Below are 23,058 nucleotides of genomic sequence, written 5' to 3'. Positions count from 1 at the left end.
TCCATGCTGGGGGCTCAGAAACTGTAGCGGTAATGCAGGGCCGTGGTCTCGATCCCGTTATTGGGATTTTTCAGCCCGGCATTGGAGTAGTGGTAGACCCGAAGACCGACTTCGGAGCCGGAAGCGAAGCGAACGCCTGCCCCGAGCCGGTCTTCAAACTGAAACTTGGAACCCAGGTCACGATCATGGTCCAGATCGGTTTTGGTGAAATACGACACCCCAATGCCGGCTTCGATGTAAGGGGTCCAACTGGCCTGAACCGGAAAGCTCAATACAAATACCGGCGCCAGGGCAAAGGTGGTCGCATCCAGCCCACTCCAGCGAATCACCCCCGTATCCCAGTAACCGCCCAAGTGCACACCGCCAGATTGGCTCTGCCACAGGGTCCGACCAAAATCGAACTGAGCCCCCAGACGGTAAGTGGTGGTCGACTCGGAGCTGTGCCCAATCTCCAGGGTCAGACCATCGATAGCCGAAGCTACCGGACTCAAAGCCAGCACAGACAACGCGGTTGCCATCACCAGTACGGATTTCTTCATGGACATTTCCTTATTGATTGATGCGTATTTCTCAAATACTGCGCTTGAATGCAAAGTGCGCTTTTTTTAAACCGGCAATCGCTCGACCTTACCCCCTTCCCCCCAGAGTAGCGGCAGAATCGTCGCCATGCTCTGAGGATCGGCGCTGGTCCAAAAACGCGTAGCCACTCCCGCCTCACCACTAAGCAATCCGGTTTCCCCCAGGCGCACCTGCAACTGCCGGGCAACGGCTGCACCGGTATCGATCAGCCGGACTGAAGCAGGCAACAATCGCTGCAGGGCCGGGCGAACAAAGGGATAGTGGGTGCAACCTAAAATCAGGGTGTCGCAGCCAGCTGCCAGCAAAGGTTCGGTATAGCGGCGCAACAGGGCTTCGACGTCAGGGCCTTCAAGCTCCCCCCGCTCAATACACTCGACCAGCCCCGGACAAGGCTGGGTCACCACCTTGACCGACTGGGCAAAACGGTCGAGCAAGGCCGCAAACTTGGCGCTCTGCAAAGTGCCGGTGGTAGCCAGCACGCCGACCACGCCATTACGGGTGGCCAATGCCGCCGGCTTGACCGCCGGTTCCATGCCGATGATCGGCAGGTCGTACAGCCCACGCAAATCGTTGATCGCTGCAACCGTGGCGGTATTACAGGCCAGTACCAGCGCCTTGGCACCCTGCTCCAGCAGAAAGCCGGCAATCGCCTGACTGCGGGCCCGGATCTGTTCCGGCGTTTTCTCGCCATAGGGCACATGGCCGCTGTCAGCGACATACAGCAGCGACTCATTGGGCAGCAGTCGACGAATCTCAGCCAGCACCGAGAGCCCACCCACCCCCGAGTCGAAGACCCCAACCGGCGCCTGATTCATGCCGACACCCCTCGTTGAGCACAGCAGGTGCAGGCAGGGTCGCGGCGAACCTTGAGTTCGCGAAAACGGCTACCCAGCGCATCGATCAGCAGCAGCCGCCCCACCAGCGGTTCACCAAATCCGGCCAGCAGCTTCAGCGCCTCCAGCGCTTGCAGACTGCCGACCAGTCCGACCAGCGGCCCGACCACCCCGGCTTCGCTACAGCTCAAGGCAGTGTCGTCACCTTCGCCGTACAGACATTGATAGCATGGGCTGTCGGCCCGGCGCGGATCAAATACGCTGAGCTGGCCTTCCAGGCGAATGGCAGCGCCCGACACCAGCGGTTTCCCTTCGACCATGCAGGCTGCATTGATGGCCTGGCGGGTAACAAAGTTATCGGTACAGTCGAGCACCAGATCGACGCTGGCCACCGCCTGGCTCAGCGCCCGATCGGCCAGCCCTTGCTCCAGGCAGCGAACCTTGACCTCGGGATTGATCGCTCGGACCCGCTCGGCGGCCGAACTGACCTTGGCCCGGCCAATGTCGGCCTGATGATGGATCACCTGACGCTGTAAATTGGTCAGATCGACCTGATCATGATCGGCCAGGACCAGTTCACCGACCCCGGCAGCGGCCAGATACAAGGCCACGGGCGCCCCCAAGCCACCGAGGCCGACAATCAACACCCGGCTGTCGAGCAGCCGCTGCTGACCATCGATATCGATCTGCGCCAGCAGTATCTGCCGGCTGTAGCGCAGCAGTTGCTGATCATTCATCGGCACGTCCTCCACTGACCCGCTCATGTCCACCCAAATCGTGCCAGGAATCGACCTCAACAAACCCGGCAGCCACCAACAACTCGCGCACTGCCGCCGCCTGTTGCCAGCCATGTTCGAGCAGCAGCCAGCCACCAGGCGTCAGGTGGCGCCGAGCCTGACTGACGATCCGACGAATATCATCCAGCCCGTCACTGCCACTGACCAGCGCACTATGCGGCTCATAGCGCACATCCCCCTGCTGCAGATGCGGGTCATCGGCGGCAATATAAGGCGGATTGGACACGATCAGGTCGAAGCGGCCAAGCGGTAGCTGGGCAAACCAGTCGCTCTGAACGAAGTTGGCGTTGCCAATCCCCAGGCGCTGACGATTTTCCTCAGCCAAGGCCACTGCCTCGGCCACCCGGTCACAGCCAAATACCTGCCATTGCCTACGCTCACTGGCCAGCGCCAGGGCAATCGCACCAGTACCGGTCCCCAGGTCCAGTACCCTGGCGTCCTCTGCCGGCCCCAGACGCAAAGCCAGCTCGACCAGCAGTTCGGTGTCCGGACGTGGAATCAGGGTGCTTGAGGCGACTTTCAGATCCAGATTCCAGAAGCCTCGCTGACCAAGCAGATAGGCTACCGGCTCACCGGCACGGCGACGGGCCAACAACTCAGCGAAGCACTCGAGCTGCTCGGTACTCGGCACGTGCTCCGGCCAGGTCCGCAGGTAGCTGCGCGGCTTGTCCAGCACATGCGCCAGCAGCAGTTCGGCATCCAGCCGAGGGCTGTCGGAATCCGGCAGCTCGGCCTGGGCCAGCAGCTCGGCGATGCTGCTCATGCGTTGTCCAGGGCCGCCAACTGATCGGCCTGATATTCACGCAGCAAAGGCTCGATAACGTTATCCAGACTGCCCTGAATCACCTCATCGAGGCTGTACAGCGTCAAATTGATGCGATGGTCGGTCACCCGGCCCTGAGGGAAGTTGTAGGTGCGGATGCGCTCGGAGCGGTCGCCTGAGCCAACCAGCAGCCGTCGGGCATCGGAGACTTCCTTCTCCTGGGCTTCGCGCTGCTGGCTGACCAGCCGCGACTGCAGCAGGCTCATCGCCTTGGCCCGGTTCTTGTGCTGCGAACGCTCTTCCTGGCATTCAACGACCATTCCGGTCGGAATATGGGTAATCCGGATCGCCGAGTCGGTCTTGTTGACGTGCTGACCACCGGCACCGGAAGCCCGGTAGGTATCGACGCGCAGGTCAGCCGGGTTGATCTCGATGGCGGCCTGTTCGTCCATTTCCGGCAGAATCGCCACAGTACAGGCCGAAGTGTGGATACGTCCCTGCGATTCGGTCTCCGGCACCCGCTGCACCCGATGGGCTCCAGACTCGAACTTGAGTTTGGCGTAGACGCCTTGCCCCTCGACCCGGGCGATCACTTCTTTATAGCCGCCATGCTCACCTTCGTTTTCCGACAACACTTCTACCCGCCAACCCTGCCGCTCGGCGTAGCGCGAATACATGCGAAACAGGTCACCGGCAAACAGCGCCGCCTCATCACCACCGGTCCCTGCCCGCACCTCAAGGAACACGTTGCGCTCATCATTGGGGTCCTTGGGCAGCAGCAGCCGGTTGAGTTCGGCATCCAGCGTCGCCAACTGCTGTTCGCAACTGGCGGCATCGTCCTCGGCCATGGCCCGCAGATCCGGATCGCTGTCCTTGAGCAGACTGCGCGCCTCTTCCAGGTCGTCCTGCACCTTGCGCCACTCTATGTAGCACTGGATGGTCGGCTCCAGCTCGGCATACTCCTTGGAGTAGGCGCGAAAACGGCTCTGGTCGCTGATAACTTCGGCGTCACTGAGCAGCGCCGACAGCTCTTCGAAGCGTTCACGCAGGCTGTCCAGTCGATTCAACAAAGATGGCTTCATGATCTGCCTTGTGCATTGTGGGTGTCATCCAGGGCAAACAGTTCCTGAGCCAGGGCCAGCGCTTCGGCACGCCCCTCGGCACTCATCTGTTTCAACTGAACGCTGGGGTCATGCAGGAGCTTGTTGGTCAGCGCCCGGGCCATTTCGCTCATCAGCGCAGCCGGGTCACCACCACGTTCCAGTTTGCCTAACGCCTTGCTCAATTCCTGATCCCGGAACTGCTCAGCGCGCTGGCGGTAGCGCCGCAACACATCGACAGCCGCCAACGCGCGCAGGCGCTGCATGAATTCGTCGGTGCCGATCTCGATCAGACGCTCGGCGGCTTCGGCCGCCCCCTGGCGCGAACGCAGGTTTTCTTCAATCACCTCGTGCAAATCGTCGACGGTATACAGATACACATCCCCCAGACTACCCACTTCAGGTTCGATATCCCGCGGCACGGCGATATCGACCATGAACATTGGTCGGTGCTTGCGCTGCTTCAGGGCCCGCTCGACCGCGCCCTTGCCCAGAATCGGCAAGGGGCTGGCGGTGGAACTGATGACGATATCGCAGTGGGCCAGCACCTCGGGAATCTGATTGAGAATGATCGCCTGCCCGCCCAGCGGCTCACTCAGCAGTTCAGCCCGCTCAAGAGTACGATTGGCCACGATCAGGCGCTTGACGCCCTGCTCGAACAAATGCCGGGCGACCAGCCCGATGGTTTCGCCGGCCCCGATCAGCAATGCGGTGCTGCGCTCCAGGTCCGAGAAAATCTGCCGAGCCAGGCTGACGGCGGCAAAGGCAACCGACACGGGGTTCTCACCAATCGCGGTGTCGGTACGCACCTGCTTGGCGGTATTGAAGGTGCTTTGGAACAGCCGGTCCAGATAGGGCCCCAGGGTACCCGCCGTACGTGCTGCCTGCCAGGCATCCTTCATCTGCCCAAGGATTTGCGGCTCACCGAGCACCATCGAGTCCAGCCCGGCCGCCACCCGCATCATGTGCCGAACGGCACCAGCCTCGCGGTGCAGATAGCTGCAGCGACGCAGTTCCTCGACCGACAGGCCGTGAAATCCGGCCAACCAGTCGATCAGCGACTGGTCGTTGAGCTGGTCCTGGGCACAGTAGATTTCGGTCCGGTTGCAGGTGGACAAAATCGCCACCTCCTGGGTCCGCGTCTCATCACGTAAACGCTGCAGGGCATCCGCCAACTGTTCAGGCGAAAAGGCGACCCGCTCGCGCACGTCGACCGATGCCGTCTTGTGATTGATGCCTAGTGCCAGAAAACCCATGCTGCCTCGTTTATCCTGGGACGGATAGATTCAAACGTGTAATTGTCCTATGTATGCCAGCGCCGATCAATTACCAGGAGCGGTTCGCGATAAAGCGGCAACAGCCCCAACTTGCGCGCTATGGGTTTGCACGAGATCCTGTGTCATGATGAGCATTACGCCGAAACGATTCGAGATTCCATGAAGGCTTCATTCAATCGCACCCTGCTCGCGCTGGGCCTGAGCCTGTGGTTAGGCGGCTGCGCGGTTACCGGCCAGCAGGCCGAAACCCCGGACCACAGCGCGCCGGACTACGATCTGAGCAGCGAAGCGCAGCCCCCCGTGGTCTACGGCCAGTTCAGCAAGGACAGCCTGTTCGCTTTGCTGACCGCCGAGATTGCCGGCCAGCGCAACCGCTTCGATATCGCCCTGGGCAACTATCTGGATCAGGCTCGCCAGACCCGCGACGCGGGTGTAACCGAACGCGCTTTGCGGGTTGCTGAATTCCTCGGCGCCCAGGATCAAGCGCTGGAGATGGCCGAGTTGTGGGTCAGCATCGCCCCCGACAATCCCGAGGCGCTGCGCGCTGCCGCACTGCATCTGGCGCGCGCCGGGGAACTCCAGCAAGCCATGGCGATGATGCGCCAGGTATTGGAACTGCATGGCGAAACCCATTTCGATTTCCTCGCGCTGGCCGCCGTGCAAACCGACCCACCAACCCGCGCCGCCCTGCTCAACACCTTGCAACAATTGCTAGGCGAGTACCCGGACAATGCCCAACTGGTCTTTGCCCAGGCCTTGCTGCTGCAGCAGGAAGAGCGTGACGACGAGGCTCTGGCCCTGTTTCGCAGCCACCCTCAGGCCGCCAAGGCCCCAGCCGCAATTCTGTTGCAGAGTCGGCTGCTGACCGCCCGCGGCGACAGCGCCCAGGCCATAAATTTGTTGCAGGGCGGTTTGCGCGAACACCCGAATGATCAACGCATGCGCCTGCTGCTAGCCCGTCTGCTGGTCGCCGAGGGCGAACTGCAAGCCGCCGCCCGTCAGTTCAGTCTTCTGCAACAGGACAACCCTGACGACCCTGACCTGCTGCTGACTCTGGGGCTGATCAACCTCGAAGCCGGTAACAGCCAGGCAGCCATCGAGCAACTGGAACAGGCCCTGGCCATCGACCCGGACAACAACACCGCTCGCTATCATCTGGGCCTGGCCTATGAGGACCAGGGCCAACAGCAGCAGGCACTGGAGATCTGGCAGGCGGTCGGTAGCGGCAACGAGTTCCTGAGTGCCCGGCTGCGCGTCAGCCAGGCGCTCAGCCAGCAAGGCCGTACCGATGAGCTGCACGATTATCTGGAAAGCGAGCGGGCCGCCTACCCGGGAGCGGCCCTGCAACTGCACCTGATCGAGATCGAAACCCTGGTCGAGTCCGATCCAACCCTGGCCATGCAGCGGGTCAACCAGGCTCTGCAGCGCTTCGAACTGGACAGCAATCTGCTCTATACCCGCGCCCTGCTGGCCGAGCGCCTGGGCCAGCCAGACACCCTGGAAGCCGACCTGCGCAGCATCCTCGAACGCGAGCCGGACAATGCCATGGCCCTCAATGCCCTGGGTTACACGCTGGCCGACCGTAACGAACGGCTGGAAGAGGCCCTGGAGCTGATTGAGCGGGCCATGGCTCTGAACCCCAACGACCCCGCTATTATCGACAGCCTCGGCTGGGTTCACTTCCGACTCGGTAATCTGGAGCTGGCTGAAGAGCTACTGCGCCGCGCCTATGCCGCCTTCCCCGACCAGGAAGTTGCCGCACATCTGGGCGAGGTCCTCTGGGTCCAGGGCCGCCAGCGCGAAGCACGCAAGATCTGGGACGAAGCCCTGAAGAAAGACCCGGATAGTCCGCTGGTGCGGGAAACCCGTCAACGCCTGGAACAACGCTGATTCATGTCCATTATTCGCCTTTGCACCGTAGTTGGCCTGAGCCTGGCCCTGGCCGCCTGTAGCAGCTTTCATCAACGTGAGACCCTGGAACTGGGCGGCGACAGTCGCGCCTGGCAACAGCACCGCAACAGCGTCGAACCTCTGACCGCCTGGACTCTGCAAGGCAAGATCGGCGTGCGCGCGCCACAAGAGTCGGGCAGCGGCACCCTGTTCTGGCTGCAGCAGCAGGACTACTATGACATTCGCCTGTCCGGCCCGCTGGGCCGTGGCGCCACCCGCATCCAGGGTGACCGCGAAGGTATCGTGCTGGATATCGCCGGCCAGCAAACCCTGCGTGCCGCCTCAGCCGAAGACCTGCTGGAGCAGGAAATTGGTTGGCGTCTGCCGGTCGATCACTTGCTTTGGTGGGTCCGCGGCCTGCCCGCTCCCGACAGCCCCAGCCGCCTGCAACTGGACACCGAAAGCCGCCTGGCCCGACTCAGCCAGTCCGGCTGGACCATCGAATACAGTCGCTACCAACAAGTAGGCGAGCGGCAGCTGCCGCAACGCCTGCAACTGTCCGGACACGATGTCTTGCTGACCCTGGTAGTCACCCAGTGGGATCCGCGCTGAACCATGTCTGCTCCCACTCTGAGCCTGCCCGCCCCGGCCAAACTGAACCTTTTTCTGCATATCACCGGACGCCGTGCCGACGGTTACCACACGCTGCAGACGCTGTTCCAGTTTCTCGATCATGGCGACACCCTGCACTTCAATGCTCGCCCTGACGGCCAGATCACCCTGCAACCCGAACTGCCCGGCGTGCCGGCCGAGGCGAATCTGATCGTTCGTGCCGCCCGCCTGCTGCAACAGGCCAGCGGCACCTCACAGGGAGCCGACATTCAACTGGACAAACGCTTGCCCATGGGCGGCGGCATTGGTGGCGGCAGCTCGGATGCCGCCACTACCCTGGTTGGTCTCAATCATCTCTGGCGTACCGGCCTGAGCCTTGAACAACTGGCCGAACTGGGCCTGAGCCTGGGCGCGGATGTGCCGGTCTTTGTCCGCGGCCACGCCGCCTGGGCCGAAGGGGTCGGCGAACAACTGACGCCAGTGACCCTGGATGAGCCCTGGTATCTGGTGGTGGTTCCACCCTGCCAGGTCAGCACTGCGGAAATTTTTTCCGACCAGAGGTTGACGCGCGATTCTCCGGCCATTACATTAGCGGCCTTCCGTGAGCACGGTGGTCGGAATGACTGCTTGCCGGTTGTTGCAGCGCGTTACCCAGAAATTCGTAACACGTTGATCTTGCTAAACAAATATTGTGAGGCTAAGATGACCGGGACTGGCAGTTGCTTGTTTGGGGCCTTCCCAAACGAACGCGAAGCTGATAAAGTTCGCGCCCGGTTGCCAGCCACACTGCAAACCTTTGTTGCACAGGGTTGTAACGTTTCACCGTTGCATGCCCAGCTCAACAAAGCGGCGTATTAAGGATGCAACCGAGCATCCGGACAGTTACAGGGGCGTAGCCAAGCGGTAAGGCAGCGGGTTTTGATCCCGCCATGCGTTGGTTCGAATCCAGCCGCCCCTGCCATTTTCTCTCCGGCAGCAATCAAGACATCGTGAGACCGAAGTATTCGGCCGGATGGCTTTGCCGTTTCCGTCGAACCTCGCTCTCCAATCGCCTCGACCACTACCCAAGTTAAAGGTATTGCAGCGTGTCCAAGATGATGGTTTTTACGGGGAACGCCAACCCCGATCTGGCACGACGCGTCGTGCGTCAACTGCACATTCCCCTCGGTGATGCCTCGGTTGGTCGCTTCAGTGATGGCGAAGTCGCCATCGAACTGAACGAAAACGTGCGCGGCAAGGACGTCTTCATCATCCAGTCCACCTGCGCGCCAACCAACGACAACCTGATGGAGCTGGTGGTCATGGCCGACGCCCTGCGTCGTTCCTCTGCCAGCCGCATCACCGCAGTGGTCCCCTATTTCGGCTACGCCCGTCAGGATCGTCGCCCACGCTCGGCCCGTGTACCGATCAGCGCCAAGGTCGTAGCCGACATGCTCGACGTCGTCGGCGTTGACCGCCTGCTGACCGTCGACCTGCATGCCGACCAGATTCAGGGCTTCTTCGATATCCCGGTCGACAACATCTACGGCTCGCCTGTTCTGGTCGATGACATCATCAGCCAGCGCCATGACAACCTGATGATCGTATCCCCGGATATCGGTGGCGTAGTCCGCGCCCGCGCCGTGGCCAAGCAGCTGGGCGTTGACCTGGCAATCATCGACAAGCGTCGGCCCAAGGCCAACCAGTCGGAAGTGATGCACATCATCGGCGACGTTGAAGGTCGTACCTGTATTCTGGTCGATGACATGGTCGATACCGCCGGCACTCTGTGCCATGCCGCCAAGGCCCTGAAAGAGCACGGTGCCTCCAAGGTTTTCGCCTATTGCACCCACCCGATCCTGTCGGGCAAGGCCATCGAGAACATCAGCGGCTCGGCACTCGACGAACTGATCGTCACCAACACTATTCCGCTGTCGGCGGCCGCAACGCATTGCGAACGCATCCGCCAACTGGACATGGCGCCGATCGTCGCCGAAGCCATGCGCCGGATCAGCAACGAAGAATCCATCAGCGCCATGTTCCGCTAAGGAGCAGGCACTGGGTAAACAGCCCGGACAGGTGTCCGGGTTTTTCATCAATCATCCGCCGCGTTGGTCGCAAACGCCCGGATGTTTTAGCAAGGAGACTACAATGGTCGACTTCACTCTGAATGCGAAAGCGCGTAATGACCTGGGGAAAGGTGCGAGCCGCCGCCTGCGTCGTAACGCCGATCTGGTACCGGCCATCGTTTACGGTGGCGAGCAAGAGCCGCAGAGCATCGCTCTGGAAGCCCGTGAACTGAAAAAGGCCCTGGAAAACGAGGCGTTCTACTCCCACGTTATCAGCCTGTCGGTTGATGGCAAGAGCCAGGAAGTTCTGCTCAAGGCCCTGCAACGTCACCCGGCCAAGTCGCACGTCATGCACGCCGACTTCCTGCGCGTCGTTGCCGGTCACAAGGTTACCGTTCTGGTACCCCTGCACTTCATCAATGAAGATGCTTGCGTTGGCGTCAAGAAAAGCGGCGGCGTGATCTCCCACACCATGACCGAAGTGGAAGTATCCTGCCTGCCCAAAGACCTGCCGGAGTTCATCGAGGTCGATATGGCCAAAGTTGAACTGGGTCAGATCGTTCACCTGTCCGACCTCAAGCTGCCCAAAGGCGTGACCGCCGTTGCCCTGACCCAGGGTGCCGATCACGATCTGCCGATTGCCAACGTCCACGCTGCCCGCGTAGCTTCTGGCGACGCCGCTGCTGAAGGCGAAGAGTCGGCTGAGTAATTGATCCGCTGACCCAAGAGGGGCGCCGGTTGTGACGCAGGGAATCAGGATGTTGGTGGGGCTGGGCAATCCCGGCACTGAATACGCACTGACCCGTCACAATGCCGGCGCCCTTTTTGTTGAGCGCCTGGCCGCGCAGCACAATACGTCGCTACGCGCCGAAAGCAAGTTTTTCGGCCTCACCGGCCGCCTGACCCTCAAGGGCCAGGATATCCGCCTGCTGATCCCCACCACCTACATGAACCGCAGTGGCCAGGCCGTGGCCGCACTGTCGAGCTTCTACCGTATCGAACCCGAACAGATTCTGGTCGCCCATGACGAACTGGACCTGCCGCCGGGGGTGGTCAAATGCAAGAAAGGGGGCGGCCATGGCGGTCATAACGGCTTGCGCGACATCATCGCCAAGCTGGGCAACAACAACGCTTTTCATCGCCTGCGCCTGGGCATCGGTCATCCCGGTCACAGCTCACAGGTCACCAGTTACGTACTGGGCCGCGCCCCCAAAGACGAACAGCAGGCCCTGGATGACTGCATCGATGCGGCCATCGCCGAATTGCCTGGCATGATCGACGGCGACTGGACCCGGGTCATGCAACGCCTGCACAGTTTCAAAGCCTGAACTTTACCCGCCGGACACGGCAGAGGACACGATTATGGGATTCAATTGCGGTATCGTCGGCCTGCCCAATGTGGGCAAATCGACCCTGTTCAACGCCCTGACCAAAGCCGGCATCGGTGCCGAGAACTTCCCGTTCTGCACCATTGAGCCGAACAGCGGCATCGTGCCCATGCCCGACCCACGCCTGAGCGCACTGGCAAGCATCGTCAAGCCGGAGAAGGTCATTCCCACCAGCATGGAATTCGTCGACATCGCCGGTCTGGTCGCAGGCGCCTCCAAGGGTGAAGGTCTGGGCAACAAGTTCCTGGCCAACATCCGCGAGACCGACGCCATTGCCCACGTGGTCCGCTGCTTCGAAGACGACAACGTAATCCACGTCTCCAACAGCGTCGACCCCAAGCGCGATATCGAAATCATTGATCTGGAACTGATCTTTGCCGACCTCGACAGCTGCGAAAAGCAGTTGCAGCGCGTCAGCCGCAACGCCAAGGGTGGCGACAAGGAAGCGCTGGCCCAGAAAGCCCTGCTGGAGCAACTGATCCCTCACTTCACCGAAGGCAAGCCGGCCCGCTCACTGCTGAAGAATCTCAGCCCGGAAGAGCGCACCCTGGCCAAGGGTTTTCACCTGCTGACCAGCAAGCCGGTGATGTACATCGCCAACGTCGCCGAGGACGGCTTCGAGAACAACCCGCACCTTGATGTGGTCAAGGCCATTGCCACTGAAGAGGGCGCCGTGGTGGTACCAGTGTGCAACAAGATCGAAGCGGAAATCGCCGAGCTCGATGACGACGAGGAAAAGCAGATGTTCCTCGAAACCATGGGCATGGACGAGCCGGGCCTGAACCGGGTAATCCGCGCCGGCTACGAACTGCTCGGCCTGCAGACCTACTTCACAGCCGGGGTTAAGGAAGTCCGCGCCTGGACCGTCAAGATCGGCGCCACCGCCCCGCAGGCAGCCGGCGTAATCCATACCGACTTCGAAAAGGGCTTCATCCGCGCCGAAGTGGTCAGCTACGACGACTTCATCCAGTACAACGGCGAAGCCGGCGCCAAGGAAGCCGGCAAATGGCGCCTGGAAGGCAAGGAGTACATCGTCAAGGATGGCGACGTGATGCATTTTCGCTTCAACGTCTGATCAGCAGCCATCCTGGAAAGCCGCTTGCTCAAGCGGCTTTTCTGTTTTTGTCCGGTCCTGTTGCAGCCCTGCCTGACGCCAAACGTGCCATACTCTGACGGACCGGTTTATGGAGAAGTCTGTCCATGGAAGAGCGCGCCAAATCCATCGCCACCAAACTGCTGATTGCCCTGTTCCTGTATTGCCTGCTGGGTTTTCTGCTGGTCCCCGGCATCATCCTGCATACCCTCAACCATCAGCTCAGCAAACTGGCGCTGGTCCCGGCCAAGGTCAGACAGGTGGAGTTCAATCCGTTTACCCTGGAGCTGACCCTCTGGCATTTTCACCTGGGCGAACCGGACAGCCCGCAACTGGCTTTCCGCCGCCTGCACGCCAACCTGCAACTCAAGAGCCTGTGGAGCGGTGCCCTGCATCTGGCCGATGTCGAACTGGAACGCGCCCACGCCGAAGTATTGTTCAACGCTCAGGGCACCCTCAACCTGACCCAGTTGTTCGAGCTGCCGGCCAGCGAACCCGAGAACGACAAGCCAGAACAAGACGGCATCTTCCCCCTGCGCATCGATCGCCTGAGCCTGATCAGCAACAGCCTGCACTTTCAGGATCTGCGCCCGCAGGAGCCGGTTGAATTCGGCTATGACGCCCTGGACCTGACCCTTTATAACCTCAGCACCCTGCCTGAAGATCGCGCCGACATGCGCCTGCTTGCCGAAGGCCCCTATGGTGCACAACTGCAATGGCAAGGCCAGGTTAGCCTGAGTCCACTAGGCTCTACCGGCCAGCTACAGCTCAGCGACATTCAGTTTGCGCCGTTCTGGCCCTATGTCCTGGAGACAATTCCTCTGCACCTCAAGGATGGCCAGGGCGAGTTCAGCAGCCACTACCAGCTTGATCTGGCACAAGGCACCGAACTACGCCTGGAAAACGCCCAACTGCAGGTGACCAACCTGGCGCTCGACAGCGCCAGCGCACAGCCCCTGCTGCGCCTGGGCAATCTGGAAATCGATATCAGCCAGGCAGACCTGGCCGCTCAGCAGGTGCTGATCAGCCGCCTTGCCAGCCAGGATCTTGAAGCTTGGGCTGCACGCGAGGCCGATGGCGAACTGGACTGGCTTAAACTCCTGCCCAGTGACAACGGCACGCAGCCACCTGCCGAGCAAGACCACGAAAGCAGTGAGGCCAGCACTACCACCCGGCCCTGGCAACTCATCGTCGAACAGGCGCAATTGAGCAATTACCACCTGCATCTGCAGGACCGCCAGCCCGAGCAACCGGTAGCCCTGGAGGTCGGGCCGCTGAACCTGACGCTGAGCGACTTCGACAGCCTGAGCGAAAGCCCATTCAACCTGGTTCTGGACACCGGCCTGGGGCCCCAGGGCCAGCTTAAGCTGCAAGGACAGGCTGGCCTCAACCCAATCAGCGCCAACCTGCAAACCGTACTCAGCGACATAGACCTGCGCCTGAGCCAGTCCTATATCGCTCCCTTCATCAATATCGACCTGCGTAGCGGCCTGCTCGACAGCCAGTTGCAGGTCGCACTGAACGCGCTGGAACCACTGAACCTGAATGTCAGCGGCGATGCTCGTGTACGCCAACTCCATGTACGCGATTCGGCACGCGAGCGCGACCTGCTCAAATGGCAGCAGCTCAGCGTGGAGGCCATCGACTACCGCTCAGACCGACTCAAAACCGGCCTGATTCGTATCCACCAGCCCTATGCCCGTTTGATCATCAATGACGACCTGAGCACCAACTTCAGCGAGTTGCTGGTTCCACAGCCCGAGTCCACCAGCAGCGCAAACGACCCCGGTCAGCCCCTGGCCATCCAGATTGCCGGCATCGTCATCGAAGACGGCTCAGCCAACTTCGCCGATTTCAGTCTCCGGCCGAATTTCGCCACCGCCCTGGAACAGCTCAACGGCCGCATAGGCACGCTCGACAACCAGCGTAATCTGGCAGCCAGTGTCAACATCACCGGCAAGGTCGACCGCTACGCACCGGTCGAAATCAAGGGCGAACTGACCCCCTTCGATCCACTCAACAGTCTCGACATCGCCACTACCTGGCGCAATCTGGAACTGACCACCCTTACGCCCTACTCCGGCAAGTTCGCCGGCTACCGAATCCGCAAGGGCCGGCTCAATCTGGATCTGCATTACCGTATCCAGCAAGGCCAGCTGAATGCCGCCAACAAGCTGTTGCTAGAAGACTTGCAACTGGGCGAACGGGTCGACAGCTCGGATGCCGTGAACCTGCCGATTCGCCTGGCCGTAGCTCTGCTCAAGGACACCCGTGGCAATATCGATATCGAACTACCAATCAGCGGCGACTTGAACAACCCAGAATTCAGCGTTATGCCGATTGTCTGGCAAACCCTGCGCAACCTGGTACTGCGGGCAACCCAGGCGCCGTTCAAATTCATCGCCGGGCTGGTTGGCGCCAGTGACGCCGACCTCAGCCAGATCAGCTTCGCACCGGGCAGTGTCGAACTCGACACCAATGCACTACAGGCCCTCGACACCCTGGCCAACGCTTTGAACGAGCGACCCAATCTGGCACTTGAGGTTGAGGGCACCAGCGCTCAGGACAGCGATGGCCAGTACATTGCCGAGCGACGATTGGAACGTGCCTACCAGGAACTTTGGTATCAAACCCTGCAGAGCAGCGGTCAGGCCGTACCCGCCACAGCCGCCGACCTGCAGGTCGATGACAAACAGAAGCCGGTGCTGCTGGAAGCCATCTACCGCTCAGAGCTTGGACAGCAACCCCCGGAAGAATGGCAGGAGCTGAACCGGGAAGAGCGCAGCAACCAGCTGCGCGAAGCACTGCTGACCTATTGGGGCCACAGCTCACAACTGCTACGCCGCCTGGCCCAACTACGCGCCAACAGCATCAAGGATTACCTGGTAGACCGGGCCGGGCTGGACGCCGAACGTATCTATATGGTCGATGTCAGCAGCGCCACCCCTGCCACTGACGGCAGCATCGCCAGCCTCTTGCATCTGGACAGCCGCTAGCCTCGGCACCAGGTTAAGCACTTGAAATGGCAGACAAAAAAATGCGGACAAAGACTTGACTTTAGGCGCTGGCAACTGAATAATGCGCGCCTCGGATGGCTACATAGCTCAGCTGGTTAGAGCACAGCATTCATAATGCTGGGGTCCCTGGTTCAAGTCCAGGTGTAGCCACCAACCTTTTCAAGGGCTTAGCTTCGGCTTGGCCCTTTTTTATTGCCCGCTAACCAGCCCAATGCTACGACCCTAGTCGCTGATCAACGACTCACAACCGCCGCAACACCTCACGTTCCAGAGTCAGCGTAGTGCTCCGCCCAAGCTCAAGACTACCAAGGCTCTCCAGCGTAGCAGCCACCGCGCTCTCAAGTCGTTCAGCCAGTTCCGGCAACGCCCAGTGATGGCGTAACAGCAAGGCAGCACTGAGCAGCGCCGCCAGCGGATTGGCCTGACCGGTACCGGCAATATCCGGGGCACTGCCATGCACCGGTTCGGCCAGGGCGATACCCTCCCCCAGATTCAGTGACGGCGCCATACCCAGACCACCGGACCAGTAGCAGGCCAGGTCGGAGAGGATGTCGCCAAACAGATTGGTGGTCAGCAGAATATCGAACGCGTCGGGACGCTCGACCAACTGCAGCGCTGCCACATCCACCAGCCGCTCATCCACCAGATGATCGAGCCCCTGCTCGGTCAGAATCTGCCGACAACTATCGCGGAACAGCCCGCAAGTCAGCGGCAGCACATTGGCCTTGTGAACCAGGGTTATCCGCCGCGCCGAGCGCTGACGAGCCACCTGCGCGGCAAAACCGGCGATCCGTTCACTGGCCTGGCGGCTGATGTGTCGCTCGGCTATTGCCTTGTCAGGCCCCGACATGGACTCGCGCCCGACATACAGACCTTCACTGTTTTCCCGCAGGATCAGCATATCGATGCCCGCCCGGGGTGATACCAGCGGCCAACTTCTGACCGGACGAAGATTGACGGCCAACCCCAACTGCTGACGCAAGGTCAGGATCGCACTGCGGTAACCTTCGACCGGCCGGGTCGGTGAGGACACTGCACCAAACAAGCCAGCCCCGCACTCTCGCATCGCCGCCAGGGTCGCTGCCGGAACCACCTCACCGCTACGCTGAAAGCAGTCCCAACCGGCCTGCGCCTCGATAACTTGCAGCTCGGGTAACAAACGCATCAAAGCGCCGACCGCGACCGGAACCACTTCACAGCCAATGCCATCACCAGGGATTACACACAGCCGCATCAATGACTCCTGCGCCCTGACCAGGTCGCCAACAGCAAGCCGAGGAAGGTCAGAACACCTCCCAGCAGATGGAACCAGCGCAAATGCTCACCCAGCAACAGCACCCCGAGCAGAGCAGCAAAGACCGGCATCAGATAACTGAACAGTGACGCAGTTGCCGGGCCCAGGACCCGGACTCCATTGTTCCAGGCCCAGTAGGCCAGCAGCGAGGCGAACACTGCGGTATATGCCACCGCGCCCAAAGCAGGCAAACTCAAGGGCATGCCGCCGACCCGCGCCAGCTCCCACAGGTAGAACGGCAGCAGCAGCGGCACTCCGCACAACAGCATAGCTGCCAACAGCGTCAACCCTGGCACCGCCACCGGCCAGCGCCGCAGCAAGACCGAGTACAGCCCCCAAGTCATGACCGCCAGCACCATGATCAGGTCGCCATTGTTGAAGGCCAGTTCCAGCAGATTGGCCGGCTGACCGGAAGTCAGAATCACCAGCAGGCCACAGAACGACAACAGCGTGCCGGCCAGGGTCAACAGACTTGGCCATTCGCGCAGCAACAGCACTGACCAGATGAATGCCGCTACCGGCAAGCCGGTGTTGACCAGAGTGATGTTGATCGCCGTGGTACTCTGGGCCGCTAGATACAGCAGCGTGTTGTAGGAGGAGATACTCAGCGCCGCCAGCACTGCGACCCGCCAGCGCTGACGCCATAGCGTTTGCCGGTGCAGCCATAGCCCCTGTGCAGTAAAAGGTAACAGCAACAGCAGCGCCGTGGTCCAGCGCCAGAAAGACAGCCCGATCGGTGGCAACAGCCCGGCAGTGGCACGAGCCAGCAAGGCATTCCCGGCCCAGGCCAGAGCGCAGACCACCAGGCCTACCATGGCCATGTGCCGGGCAGAAAGCATCAAGGCAAGCTCAACCGGTACTGTTCGGGAATCTGCTCCAGCCCCCGGACAGTTACATTGAGGTTTTTCAGATGGCCGTCCTTGATCCCATAAATAAAGCCATGCACCGCTAGATCCTGACCGCGGTGCCAGGCATTCTGGACAATGCTGCTGTGACTGACATTGGCGACCTGCTGAATCACATTCAACTCGCACATCCGATCAAGCTTGGTTTCGTCGTCCGGCAGTTTCTCAAGCCGATCCCAGTTTTCGTAGTACAGATCGCGAATCGAGCGCAGCCAGCCATCGATCAGTCCTAACTGGCGGTTGCGCATCGCCGCCTGCACGCCGCCACAACCATAATGGCCGGTGACAATGATGTGCTTGACCTTGAGCACATCGACGGCGTATTGCATGACCGACAGACAATTGAGGTCGGTATGCAACACCACGTTGGCAACATTGCGATGGACGAACAGCTCACCCGGCAACAAGCCAACGATTTCATTGGCCGGTACCCGCGAGTCAGCGCAGCCGATCCACAGATACTCGGGGGCCTGCTGGCCAGCCAGCTTGCTGAAAAACTCGGGGTCTTCTTCTTTGATCGCTTCGGCCCATTGCCGGTTATTGACGAACAACTGCTTCAGATCCGGCATCATCCGCTCCCTTTTGATTGGTTACCGGTGTCGGACGCCGATAGCTCCAGCCACGTCACCTAATCAAGCAACGAGTAGGCCATGACCAGGGCATCCTCACGCCCACCGACTGCCGGGTAATAGCCTTTGCGTCGACCAATTTCGTTAAAACCAAAACGCTCATAGAGACGGAAAGCACTCTGATTCGATTCACGCACTTCCAGAAACGCCACCTCAGCCTGGCGTGCCCGGGCCTGCTGCATCAAATGCTCGAGCAACTGCAAACCCAGGCCATTGCCCTGATTCTCCGGCTTGACAGTGATATTGAGCAGATGAGACTCATCGCCAGCCGTCATCAGCACACCATGCCCGACTTGCTGATCGCCGGCAAACATCAGCCAGCACTCGTAACCGGATTTCAGGCAATCGAGAAAAATTCCCCGGGTCCAGGGATGGCTGAAGGCGGCAAACTCGACTTTCAGAACCGCATCGATATCGGCCTCGGTCATCGGCCGAAAACGCACTGCACTCATTCACGCTCCTGCCAGCGCCGCATGACCCGGCGCAACAACGCCCATAGCCGGGCCTTTTCTGCTGGTTCATTCATCAGGCTCTGCAGCTCCGGGCAGAACCAGGCCGGAGCCAGTTGATCCAGAGCCAGCTCACGCTGGAACAGCTCAAACGCCTGCTCAGGGACCGGCTCGCCCAGCAGCGCCGCACGCGGACCGAAGCAGCCGATCGACACCACCCCTTGTTCTTCCAGGCGTCCCTGCATGAAGGCCTGCAAGGCCAGATGCGCCGCCTGGGCGCTGCGATCAAACTGCGGATTGCGGTTTAGCGGCCAGCGGAAATCAGCCAGCAGACGCAAACCGGGCAACCCTGCCGCCCGAACAATATCGTCCAGCAAGCGCCGCACCGGCATGCCACTTTCCAGGCCCGGTTCCGGCAGTTCCAGCAATAGGGCACAGGGGCCGGCCAGCCATAGCTGCAGATAGAACGGCTCCAGCGCAACCTGGCTGCGAGCGTCCTCGGGTTCAATTGGCGGTTCGACTACCGGGGGGACTGGTGCTTCGACCGCCCGCCCCGGACGAACCAGTTCAGGCCGGCGCCGGACCACTGGAGTCTCAGCGGGCGACAGGTTTTCACGGACGGGCGGCGCCGCGATCTCGGGCTCCTGCGGCGGCTGCGCCAGTACCGGCCACTCGGCCGGCAAGCGTGGCGGCGCGTGCGTCAGTGGCTCGCGTGGCAGCCAGGAGCTGACTCCCATGGCTTGCAGATATCCCAGTCGGGTAGGCTCCAGCATCAAACGTCAGCCGCCTGCGGATGAGCTTTGTAAGCCCCAGCCTGCATCAGGTTCAGCGCATTGATATAGGCCTTGGCCGATGCCACGACGATATCGGTATCGGCCCCGTTGCCATTGACGATTCGCCCGGCCTTTTCCAGCCGCACGGTCACTTCACCCTGGGAGTCGGTGCCTTCGGTAATCGCATTGACCGAGTACAGTTGCAGGGTGGCCTGCGAACCAATGATCTTCTCGATGGCCTTGAACGTGGCATCGACCGGCCCGGAGCCCTGGGCCCTGGCCTCGCGCTCTTCGCCATCGACACTGATCTGGACATAGGCCTCGGGCACCTCGCCCATCCGTGAGGCCACTTCCAGATGCACCAGCCGGGTGTGTTCGACCACCTCGGTCAAGGTATCGCTGACCAGCGCCTGCAGATCCTCGTCGAAGATCTCGTGCTTGCGGTCAGCCAGTTGCTTGAACCGGGCAAAGGCTGCATTCAGCTCTTCACCGCTGAGCTGAATACCCAACTCTTCCAGCCGTGAGCGGAAGGCGTTGCGCCCGGACAGCTTGCCCAGCGACAGCTTGTTAGTGTGCCAGCCGACCGACTGGGCACTCATGATTTCGTAGGTTTCGCGATGCTTGAGCACCCCGTCCTGATGAATCCCGGACTCATGGGCAAAAGCGTTGGCGCCGACAATCGCCTTGTTCGGCTGGACCGGGAAACCGGTAATGCCCGACACCAGGCGCGAGGTACTGAGAATATTTTCGGTGACGATCCCGGTGCTGACACCCAATACGTCATGGCGGGTCTTAATCGCCATGACAATCTCTTCCAGCGAGGCATTGCCGGCCCGCTCGCCCAGACCATTGATGGTGCATTCGACCTGACGCGCACCAGCCGTCACTGCCGCCAGCGAGTTGGCCACCGCCAGCCCCAGATCATTATGACAGTGCACCGAAAAGATCGCCTGATCGGCATTCGGCACCCGCTCGATGATCGCCCGGATGGTCTCGGCGAACTGGTGCGGAATGGCGTAGCCAACGGTATCGGGAATGTTGATGGTGCGAGCGCCGGCAGCGATGGCAGCCTCGATGATCCGGCACAGGAAGTCGATTTCCGAGCGCCCGGCATCTTCGCAGGAGAACTCCACATCCGCGCACAGGTTGCGTGCACGCTTGACCGCACGCACCGCCTGCTCGACAACCTGATCAGGCTCGAGCTTGAGCTTGTACTGCATATGGATCGGGCTGGTGGCAATGAAGGTATGAATGCGGCCACTGTTGGCCCCGGCCAGCGCCTCGGCGGCGCGATCGATATCGGCATCCACCGCCCGTGACAGACTGCACACGGTGCTGTCTTTGATGGTATCGGCAATCGCCTTAACCGCCTCGAAATCGCCGGGACTGGCAATAGCGAAGCCGGCCTCAATCACATCGACCCGCAGCTTCTCCAGCGCCTTGGCAATACGCAGCTTCTCTTCTTTGGTCATGGACGCGCCGGGGCTCTGTTCACCATCGCGCAGAGTGGTGTCGAATATGATCACACGGTCCTGACTCATCGGTCTGTCTCCTCGATTTTGCATCCCCATACTATAACTCATCCACTATGAAGACGGTGCTTTGAGCCGGCGTGCAAGCGGACTACCTGCGTTACAGTTATGACCGGACAACACCCGTGTGACTGGCTGTTCACAGCGTGACGCAGCAGGGTTTAACCTAGGGCCATACAACCTTGATCCAGATAACGACAACCAGTACGGCAAGGGGGCTAAGGCATGTTCGATCGGCACTATCAGGTATGGCCGGATCAGGTACCCAGGCAGCTTGAACTGCCCAACACCAATCTGTTCCACAACATCACGGTATCGGCGCTGCGCTACCCCGAGCACCCGGCGATCCTGTACTACGGCTCGGCAATCAGCTATCGCCAACTGCTCACCGAGGCCGAAGCACTGGCTGGCTATCTGCAGCAGGCCGGCGTCAAGGCCGGCGACCGTGTCCTGCTGTATATGCAGAACAGCCCGCAGTACATCATCGGCTTCTTCGCCATCCTGCGCGCCAATGCTGTCGTGGTGCCGGTCAACCCGATGAACCGCAGCGCCGAACTGGCCTATCTGATCGACGATACCCAGGCCCAGGTCGCACTCTGCGCCGAAGAACTGCTGGAGTTCATCGCCCCGCAAGTAGGCATCAGCCATCTGCGAGAAATACTGGTCACGGCCTATAGCGAATACCTGAGCGAGCCGACCGACTTGCCGCTACCCGAAGCGGTTCTGCTCAAGCCCAGTGCTAGCGTTTCAACTGGAGTGACCCGCTGGCAACAGGCCCTGGCAGCCGCTTGTGCACCACCACCTCTGAGTGCCGGCCCCGATGATCTGGCGGTAATCCCCTACAGCTCCGGCACCACAGGCAATCCCAAGGGCTGCGCCCACACCCATCACAGCGTACTGGCCTCAGCGGTATACGGTGCGGTCTGGACCAACGCCCAGCATGACGTGGTACACCTGGTCTCAGTCCCGATGTTTCACGTCACCGGCATGCAGTCGTGCATGAACAGCACCCTGTATGTCGGCGGCACGCTTGTGGTGATGACTCGCTGGGACCGCAAGGTCGCCGCCGAACTGATCCAGCGCCACCAGGTCACCACCTGGCGCAACATCTCGACCATGGTAGTCGACATGCTAAGCGACCCAGATATCGATAACTACGATATCAGCAGCCTGCGAGGCATCGGTGGTGGTGGCGCGGCCATGCCAGCCGCCGTTGCACATAAGCTAGAGGCCAAGACCGGGCTGATTTACATGGAGGGCTATGGCCTATCGGAAACCATGGCCGCCACCCACGCCAATCCGTTCCAGGCCTGCAAGGCCCAGTGCCTGGGTATCCCAACCATCGGAGTGGATTCGCGAGTGATCAACGTCGATACCCTGGAGCAGCTTGGCCCGCATGAAACTGGCGAAATCGTCATGGCCGGCGAGCAGATCTTCCAAGGCTACTGGAACAAGCCCGAAGCCACCGCCGAAGCCTTCATCGAACTGGATGGCAAGCGCTTCTTCCGCTCCGGCGATCTGGGCTATTACGACGAACAGGGCTATTTTTTCCTGGTCGACCGGGTCAAACGCATGATCAACGCCTCTGGCTACAAGGTCTGGCCCGCCGAAGTCGAGTCGCTGATGTATGCCCACCCAGCCATCCGCGAGGTCTGCATCATATCTATGCCGCATCCTCGCCGGGGTGAAACGGTCAAGGCAGTTGTGGTCCCGGCCGCCGATCAGCAACCCAGCGGCGAAGACATCATCACCTGGTGCCATGAACACATGGCTGCCTACAAGTGTCCGGAAGTCGTCGAACTGGTCGACAGCATCCCGCGCTCGGCGACTGGCAAGATCATGTGGCGTCAGCTACAGGAACAGGAATGGGCCAAAGCCACTCAGCCGGCCTGACCCAACTCGCGCCAACATGCCCAACACGCTCCCCCACGGGTTGCACAAAGGTGCCGGTTGCCATTGATGCGAGGGAATCCGGGCAAAATCTGCCAATCAGTAAGAGAGGGTTTTCATAAGCCCAATAAAAAACCCCGCCGATTGGCGGGGTTTTCTATTTGGTGCTTGACGATGACCTACTCTCAC

Annotated in this window: 21 protein-coding genes and 2 tRNA genes; 11 read left to right on the top strand and 12 right to left on the bottom strand. The window is 60.8% G+C overall.

The genetic code is table 11. The features are described 5' to 3' along the window. Window positions 1–14 precede the first annotated feature (14 nt). The 6 genes from C2846_RS16915 to hemA all read right to left on the bottom strand — a co-directional run bounded on the left by C2846_RS16915 (window position 15) and on the right by hemA (window position 5,328). Window positions 15–539, bottom strand: a complete 525-nt coding sequence (locus C2846_RS16915) for an acyloxyacyl hydrolase (RefSeq protein ID WP_080048397.1) — start codon at window positions 537–539, stop codon at window positions 15–17. A 66-nt stretch (window positions 540–605) separates the two neighbouring features. Then, entirely contained in the window at window positions 606–1,394 is a 789-nt protein-coding gene (gene murI, locus C2846_RS16910) for a glutamate racemase (RefSeq protein WP_119702026.1), read from the bottom strand. Then, a complete protein-coding gene (locus C2846_RS16905) occupies window positions 1,391–2,149 on the bottom strand; it encodes a molybdopterin-synthase adenylyltransferase MoeB (RefSeq protein ID WP_080048399.1) in 759 nt (252 codons plus the stop codon). Before C2846_RS16905 ends, murI begins: the two co-directional genes overlap by 4 nt. Next, complete coding sequence (gene prmC, locus C2846_RS16900) at window positions 2,142–2,972, bottom strand: peptide chain release factor N(5)-glutamine methyltransferase (protein WP_080048400.1); 831 nt, start codon at window positions 2,970–2,972, stop codon at window positions 2,142–2,144. The genes C2846_RS16905 and prmC overlap by 8 nt, the downstream gene beginning before the upstream one ends. Then, a complete protein-coding gene (gene prfA / locus C2846_RS16895; RefSeq protein WP_080048401.1) occupies window positions 2,969–4,054 on the bottom strand; it encodes a peptide chain release factor 1 in 1,086 nt (361 codons plus the stop codon). The genes prmC and prfA overlap by 4 nt, the downstream gene beginning before the upstream one ends. After that, entirely contained in the window at window positions 4,051–5,328 is a 1,278-nt protein-coding gene (gene hemA, locus C2846_RS16890; protein WP_080048402.1) for a glutamyl-tRNA reductase, read from the bottom strand. The genes prfA and hemA overlap by 4 nt, the downstream gene beginning before the upstream one ends. Window positions 5,329–5,508: 180 nt before the next feature. Between hemA and C2846_RS16885 the strand changes: the two genes are divergently transcribed. From C2846_RS16885 to C2846_RS16840, 10 genes are all read left to right on the top strand, one after another. Further along, window positions 5,509–7,239 (top strand): tetratricopeptide repeat protein, encoded by a 1,731-nt coding sequence (locus C2846_RS16885; protein WP_080048403.1) that lies wholly within the window; start codon window positions 5,509–5,511, stop codon window positions 7,237–7,239. Window positions 7,240–7,242: 3 nt separating this feature from the next. Beyond that, window positions 7,243–7,851 (top strand): lipoprotein insertase outer membrane protein LolB, encoded by a 609-nt coding sequence (lolB, locus tag C2846_RS16880; RefSeq protein WP_080048404.1) that lies wholly within the window; start codon window positions 7,243–7,245, stop codon window positions 7,849–7,851. Between the two features lie 3 nt (window positions 7,852–7,854). Continuing rightward, complete coding sequence (gene ispE, locus C2846_RS16875; protein ID WP_080048405.1) at window positions 7,855–8,709, top strand: 4-(cytidine 5'-diphospho)-2-C-methyl-D-erythritol kinase; 855 nt, start codon at window positions 7,855–7,857, stop codon at window positions 8,707–8,709. A 28-nt stretch (window positions 8,710–8,737) separates the two neighbouring features. Beyond that, window positions 8,738–8,812 (top strand) — tRNA-Gln (locus tag C2846_RS16870). 124 nt (window positions 8,813–8,936) lie between these two features. Beyond that, entirely contained in the window at window positions 8,937–9,878 is a 942-nt protein-coding gene (locus C2846_RS16865) for a ribose-phosphate pyrophosphokinase (protein ID WP_080048406.1), read from the top strand. Between the two features lie 103 nt (window positions 9,879–9,981). Continuing rightward, window positions 9,982–10,608 carry a 50S ribosomal protein L25/general stress protein Ctc gene (locus tag C2846_RS16860; RefSeq protein ID WP_119702025.1) on the top strand — a complete coding sequence of 209 codons (627 nt, stop codon included), beginning with the start codon at window positions 9,982–9,984 and terminating at the stop codon, window positions 10,606–10,608. A gap of 49 nt (window positions 10,609–10,657) precedes the next feature. Next, a complete protein-coding gene (gene pth / locus C2846_RS16855; protein ID WP_119702024.1) occupies window positions 10,658–11,227 on the top strand; it encodes an aminoacyl-tRNA hydrolase in 570 nt (189 codons plus the stop codon). Window positions 11,228–11,261: 34 nt separating this feature from the next. After that, complete coding sequence (ychF, locus tag C2846_RS16850; protein ID WP_080048409.1) at window positions 11,262–12,362, top strand: redox-regulated ATPase YchF; 1,101 nt, start codon at window positions 11,262–11,264, stop codon at window positions 12,360–12,362. A 125-nt stretch (window positions 12,363–12,487) separates the two neighbouring features. Continuing rightward, entirely contained in the window at window positions 12,488–15,376 is a 2,889-nt protein-coding gene (locus C2846_RS16845; RefSeq protein ID WP_119702023.1) for a DUF748 domain-containing protein, read from the top strand. A 97-nt stretch (window positions 15,377–15,473) separates the two neighbouring features. After that, window positions 15,474–15,550, top strand: a tRNA-Met gene (locus tag C2846_RS16840). 88 nt (window positions 15,551–15,638) lie between these two features. Here the strand turns inward: C2846_RS16840 and C2846_RS16835 are convergent. Genes C2846_RS16835 through C2846_RS16810 form a run of 6 tightly spaced genes read right to left on the bottom strand, consistent with a single transcriptional unit; the run spans window position 15,639 to window position 20,988 of the window. Further along, window positions 15,639–16,631, bottom strand: coding sequence for an isocitrate/isopropylmalate dehydrogenase family protein (locus C2846_RS16835; RefSeq protein WP_165443854.1), 993 nt, complete (start codon window positions 16,629–16,631; stop codon window positions 15,639–15,641). Beyond that, window positions 16,631–17,530, bottom strand: a complete 900-nt coding sequence (locus C2846_RS16830) for a DMT family transporter (RefSeq protein WP_080048412.1) — start codon at window positions 17,528–17,530, stop codon at window positions 16,631–16,633. The genes C2846_RS16835 and C2846_RS16830 overlap by 1 nt, the downstream gene beginning before the upstream one ends. Continuing rightward, window positions 17,530–18,165, bottom strand: coding sequence for a carbonate dehydratase (gene can / locus C2846_RS16825; RefSeq protein WP_080048413.1), 636 nt, complete (start codon window positions 18,163–18,165; stop codon window positions 17,530–17,532). Before can ends, C2846_RS16830 begins: the two co-directional genes overlap by 1 nt. A gap of 59 nt (window positions 18,166–18,224) precedes the next feature. Then, complete coding sequence (gene rimI, locus C2846_RS16820) at window positions 18,225–18,677, bottom strand: ribosomal protein S18-alanine N-acetyltransferase (protein WP_080048414.1); 453 nt, start codon at window positions 18,675–18,677, stop codon at window positions 18,225–18,227. After that, window positions 18,674–19,447: an energy transducer TonB gene (locus C2846_RS16815; protein ID WP_119702021.1), complete on the bottom strand. Its 774-nt coding sequence runs from the start codon at window positions 19,445–19,447 to the stop codon at window positions 18,674–18,676. The genes rimI and C2846_RS16815 overlap by 4 nt, the downstream gene beginning before the upstream one ends. Then, window positions 19,447–20,988, bottom strand: a complete 1,542-nt coding sequence (locus tag C2846_RS16810; RefSeq protein ID WP_119702020.1) for a 2-isopropylmalate synthase — start codon at window positions 20,986–20,988, stop codon at window positions 19,447–19,449. The genes C2846_RS16815 and C2846_RS16810 overlap by 1 nt, the downstream gene beginning before the upstream one ends. A gap of 216 nt (window positions 20,989–21,204) precedes the next feature. On the opposite strand from C2846_RS16810, the gene C2846_RS16805 reads away from it, so the two are divergent. Next, a complete protein-coding gene (locus C2846_RS16805) occupies window positions 21,205–22,872 on the top strand; it encodes a long-chain-fatty-acid--CoA ligase (RefSeq protein ID WP_119702019.1) in 1,668 nt (555 codons plus the stop codon). Window positions 22,873–23,058 lie beyond the last annotated feature (186 nt).

The organism is Pseudomonas jilinensis (genome assembly GCF_003586265.1).
In the GTDB taxonomy this organism is placed as follows: Bacteria; Pseudomonadota; Gammaproteobacteria; order Pseudomonadales; family Pseudomonadaceae; genus Halopseudomonas; species Halopseudomonas phragmitis.
This window is presented reverse-complemented; position numbering and strand designations above follow the sequence as displayed.

What these genes read in the sequence shown, in the direction of transcription:
- lolB (WP_080048404.1), top strand. Translation starts at nt 7,243, where the DNA reads ATGTCCATTATTCGCCTTTGCACCGTAGTTGGCCTGAGCCTGGCCCTG.
- pth (WP_119702024.1), top strand. Translation starts at nt 10,658, where the DNA reads ATGTTGGTGGGGCTGGGCAATCCCGGCACTGAATACGCACTGACCCGT.
- C2846_RS16810 (WP_119702020.1), bottom strand. Translation starts at nt 20,988, where the DNA reads ATGAGTCAGGACCGTGTGATCATATTCGACACCACTCTGCGCGATGGT.
- prmC (WP_080048400.1), bottom strand. Translation starts at nt 2,972, where the DNA reads ATGAGCAGCATCGCCGAGCTGCTGGCCCAGGCCGAGCTGCCGGATTCC.
- C2846_RS16845 (WP_119702023.1), top strand. Translation starts at nt 12,488, where the DNA reads ATGGAAGAGCGCGCCAAATCCATCGCCACCAAACTGCTGATTGCCCTG.
- C2846_RS16860 (WP_119702025.1), top strand. Translation starts at nt 9,982, where the DNA reads ATGGTCGACTTCACTCTGAATGCGAAAGCGCGTAATGACCTGGGGAAA.
- C2846_RS16905 (WP_080048399.1), bottom strand. Translation starts at nt 2,149, where the DNA reads ATGAATGATCAGCAACTGCTGCGCTACAGCCGGCAGATACTGCTGGCG.
- ychF (WP_080048409.1), top strand. Translation starts at nt 11,262, where the DNA reads ATGGGATTCAATTGCGGTATCGTCGGCCTGCCCAATGTGGGCAAATCG.
- C2846_RS16835 (WP_165443854.1), bottom strand. Translation starts at nt 16,631, where the DNA reads ATGCGGCTGTGTGTAATCCCTGGTGATGGCATTGGCTGTGAAGTGGTT.
- murI (WP_119702026.1), bottom strand. Translation starts at nt 1,394, where the DNA reads ATGAATCAGGCGCCGGTTGGGGTCTTCGACTCGGGGGTGGGTGGGCTC.
- prfA (WP_080048401.1), bottom strand. Translation starts at nt 4,054, where the DNA reads ATGAAGCCATCTTTGTTGAATCGACTGGACAGCCTGCGTGAACGCTTC.
- hemA (WP_080048402.1), bottom strand. Translation starts at nt 5,328, where the DNA reads ATGGGTTTTCTGGCACTAGGCATCAATCACAAGACGGCATCGGTCGAC.
- C2846_RS16805 (WP_119702019.1), top strand. Translation starts at nt 21,205, where the DNA reads ATGTTCGATCGGCACTATCAGGTATGGCCGGATCAGGTACCCAGGCAG.
- can (WP_080048413.1), bottom strand. Translation starts at nt 18,165, where the DNA reads ATGCCGGATCTGAAGCAGTTGTTCGTCAATAACCGGCAATGGGCCGAA.
- C2846_RS16885 (WP_080048403.1), top strand. Translation starts at nt 5,509, where the DNA reads ATGAAGGCTTCATTCAATCGCACCCTGCTCGCGCTGGGCCTGAGCCTG.
- C2846_RS16915 (WP_080048397.1), bottom strand. Translation starts at nt 539, where the DNA reads ATGAAGAAATCCGTACTGGTGATGGCAACCGCGTTGTCTGTGCTGGCT.
- ispE (WP_080048405.1), top strand. Translation starts at nt 7,855, where the DNA reads ATGTCTGCTCCCACTCTGAGCCTGCCCGCCCCGGCCAAACTGAACCTT.
- C2846_RS16830 (WP_080048412.1), bottom strand. Translation starts at nt 17,530, where the DNA reads ATGCTTTCTGCCCGGCACATGGCCATGGTAGGCCTGGTGGTCTGCGCT.
- C2846_RS16815 (WP_119702021.1), bottom strand. Translation starts at nt 19,447, where the DNA reads ATGCTGGAGCCTACCCGACTGGGATATCTGCAAGCCATGGGAGTCAGC.
- rimI (WP_080048414.1), bottom strand. Translation starts at nt 18,677, where the DNA reads ATGAGTGCAGTGCGTTTTCGGCCGATGACCGAGGCCGATATCGATGCG.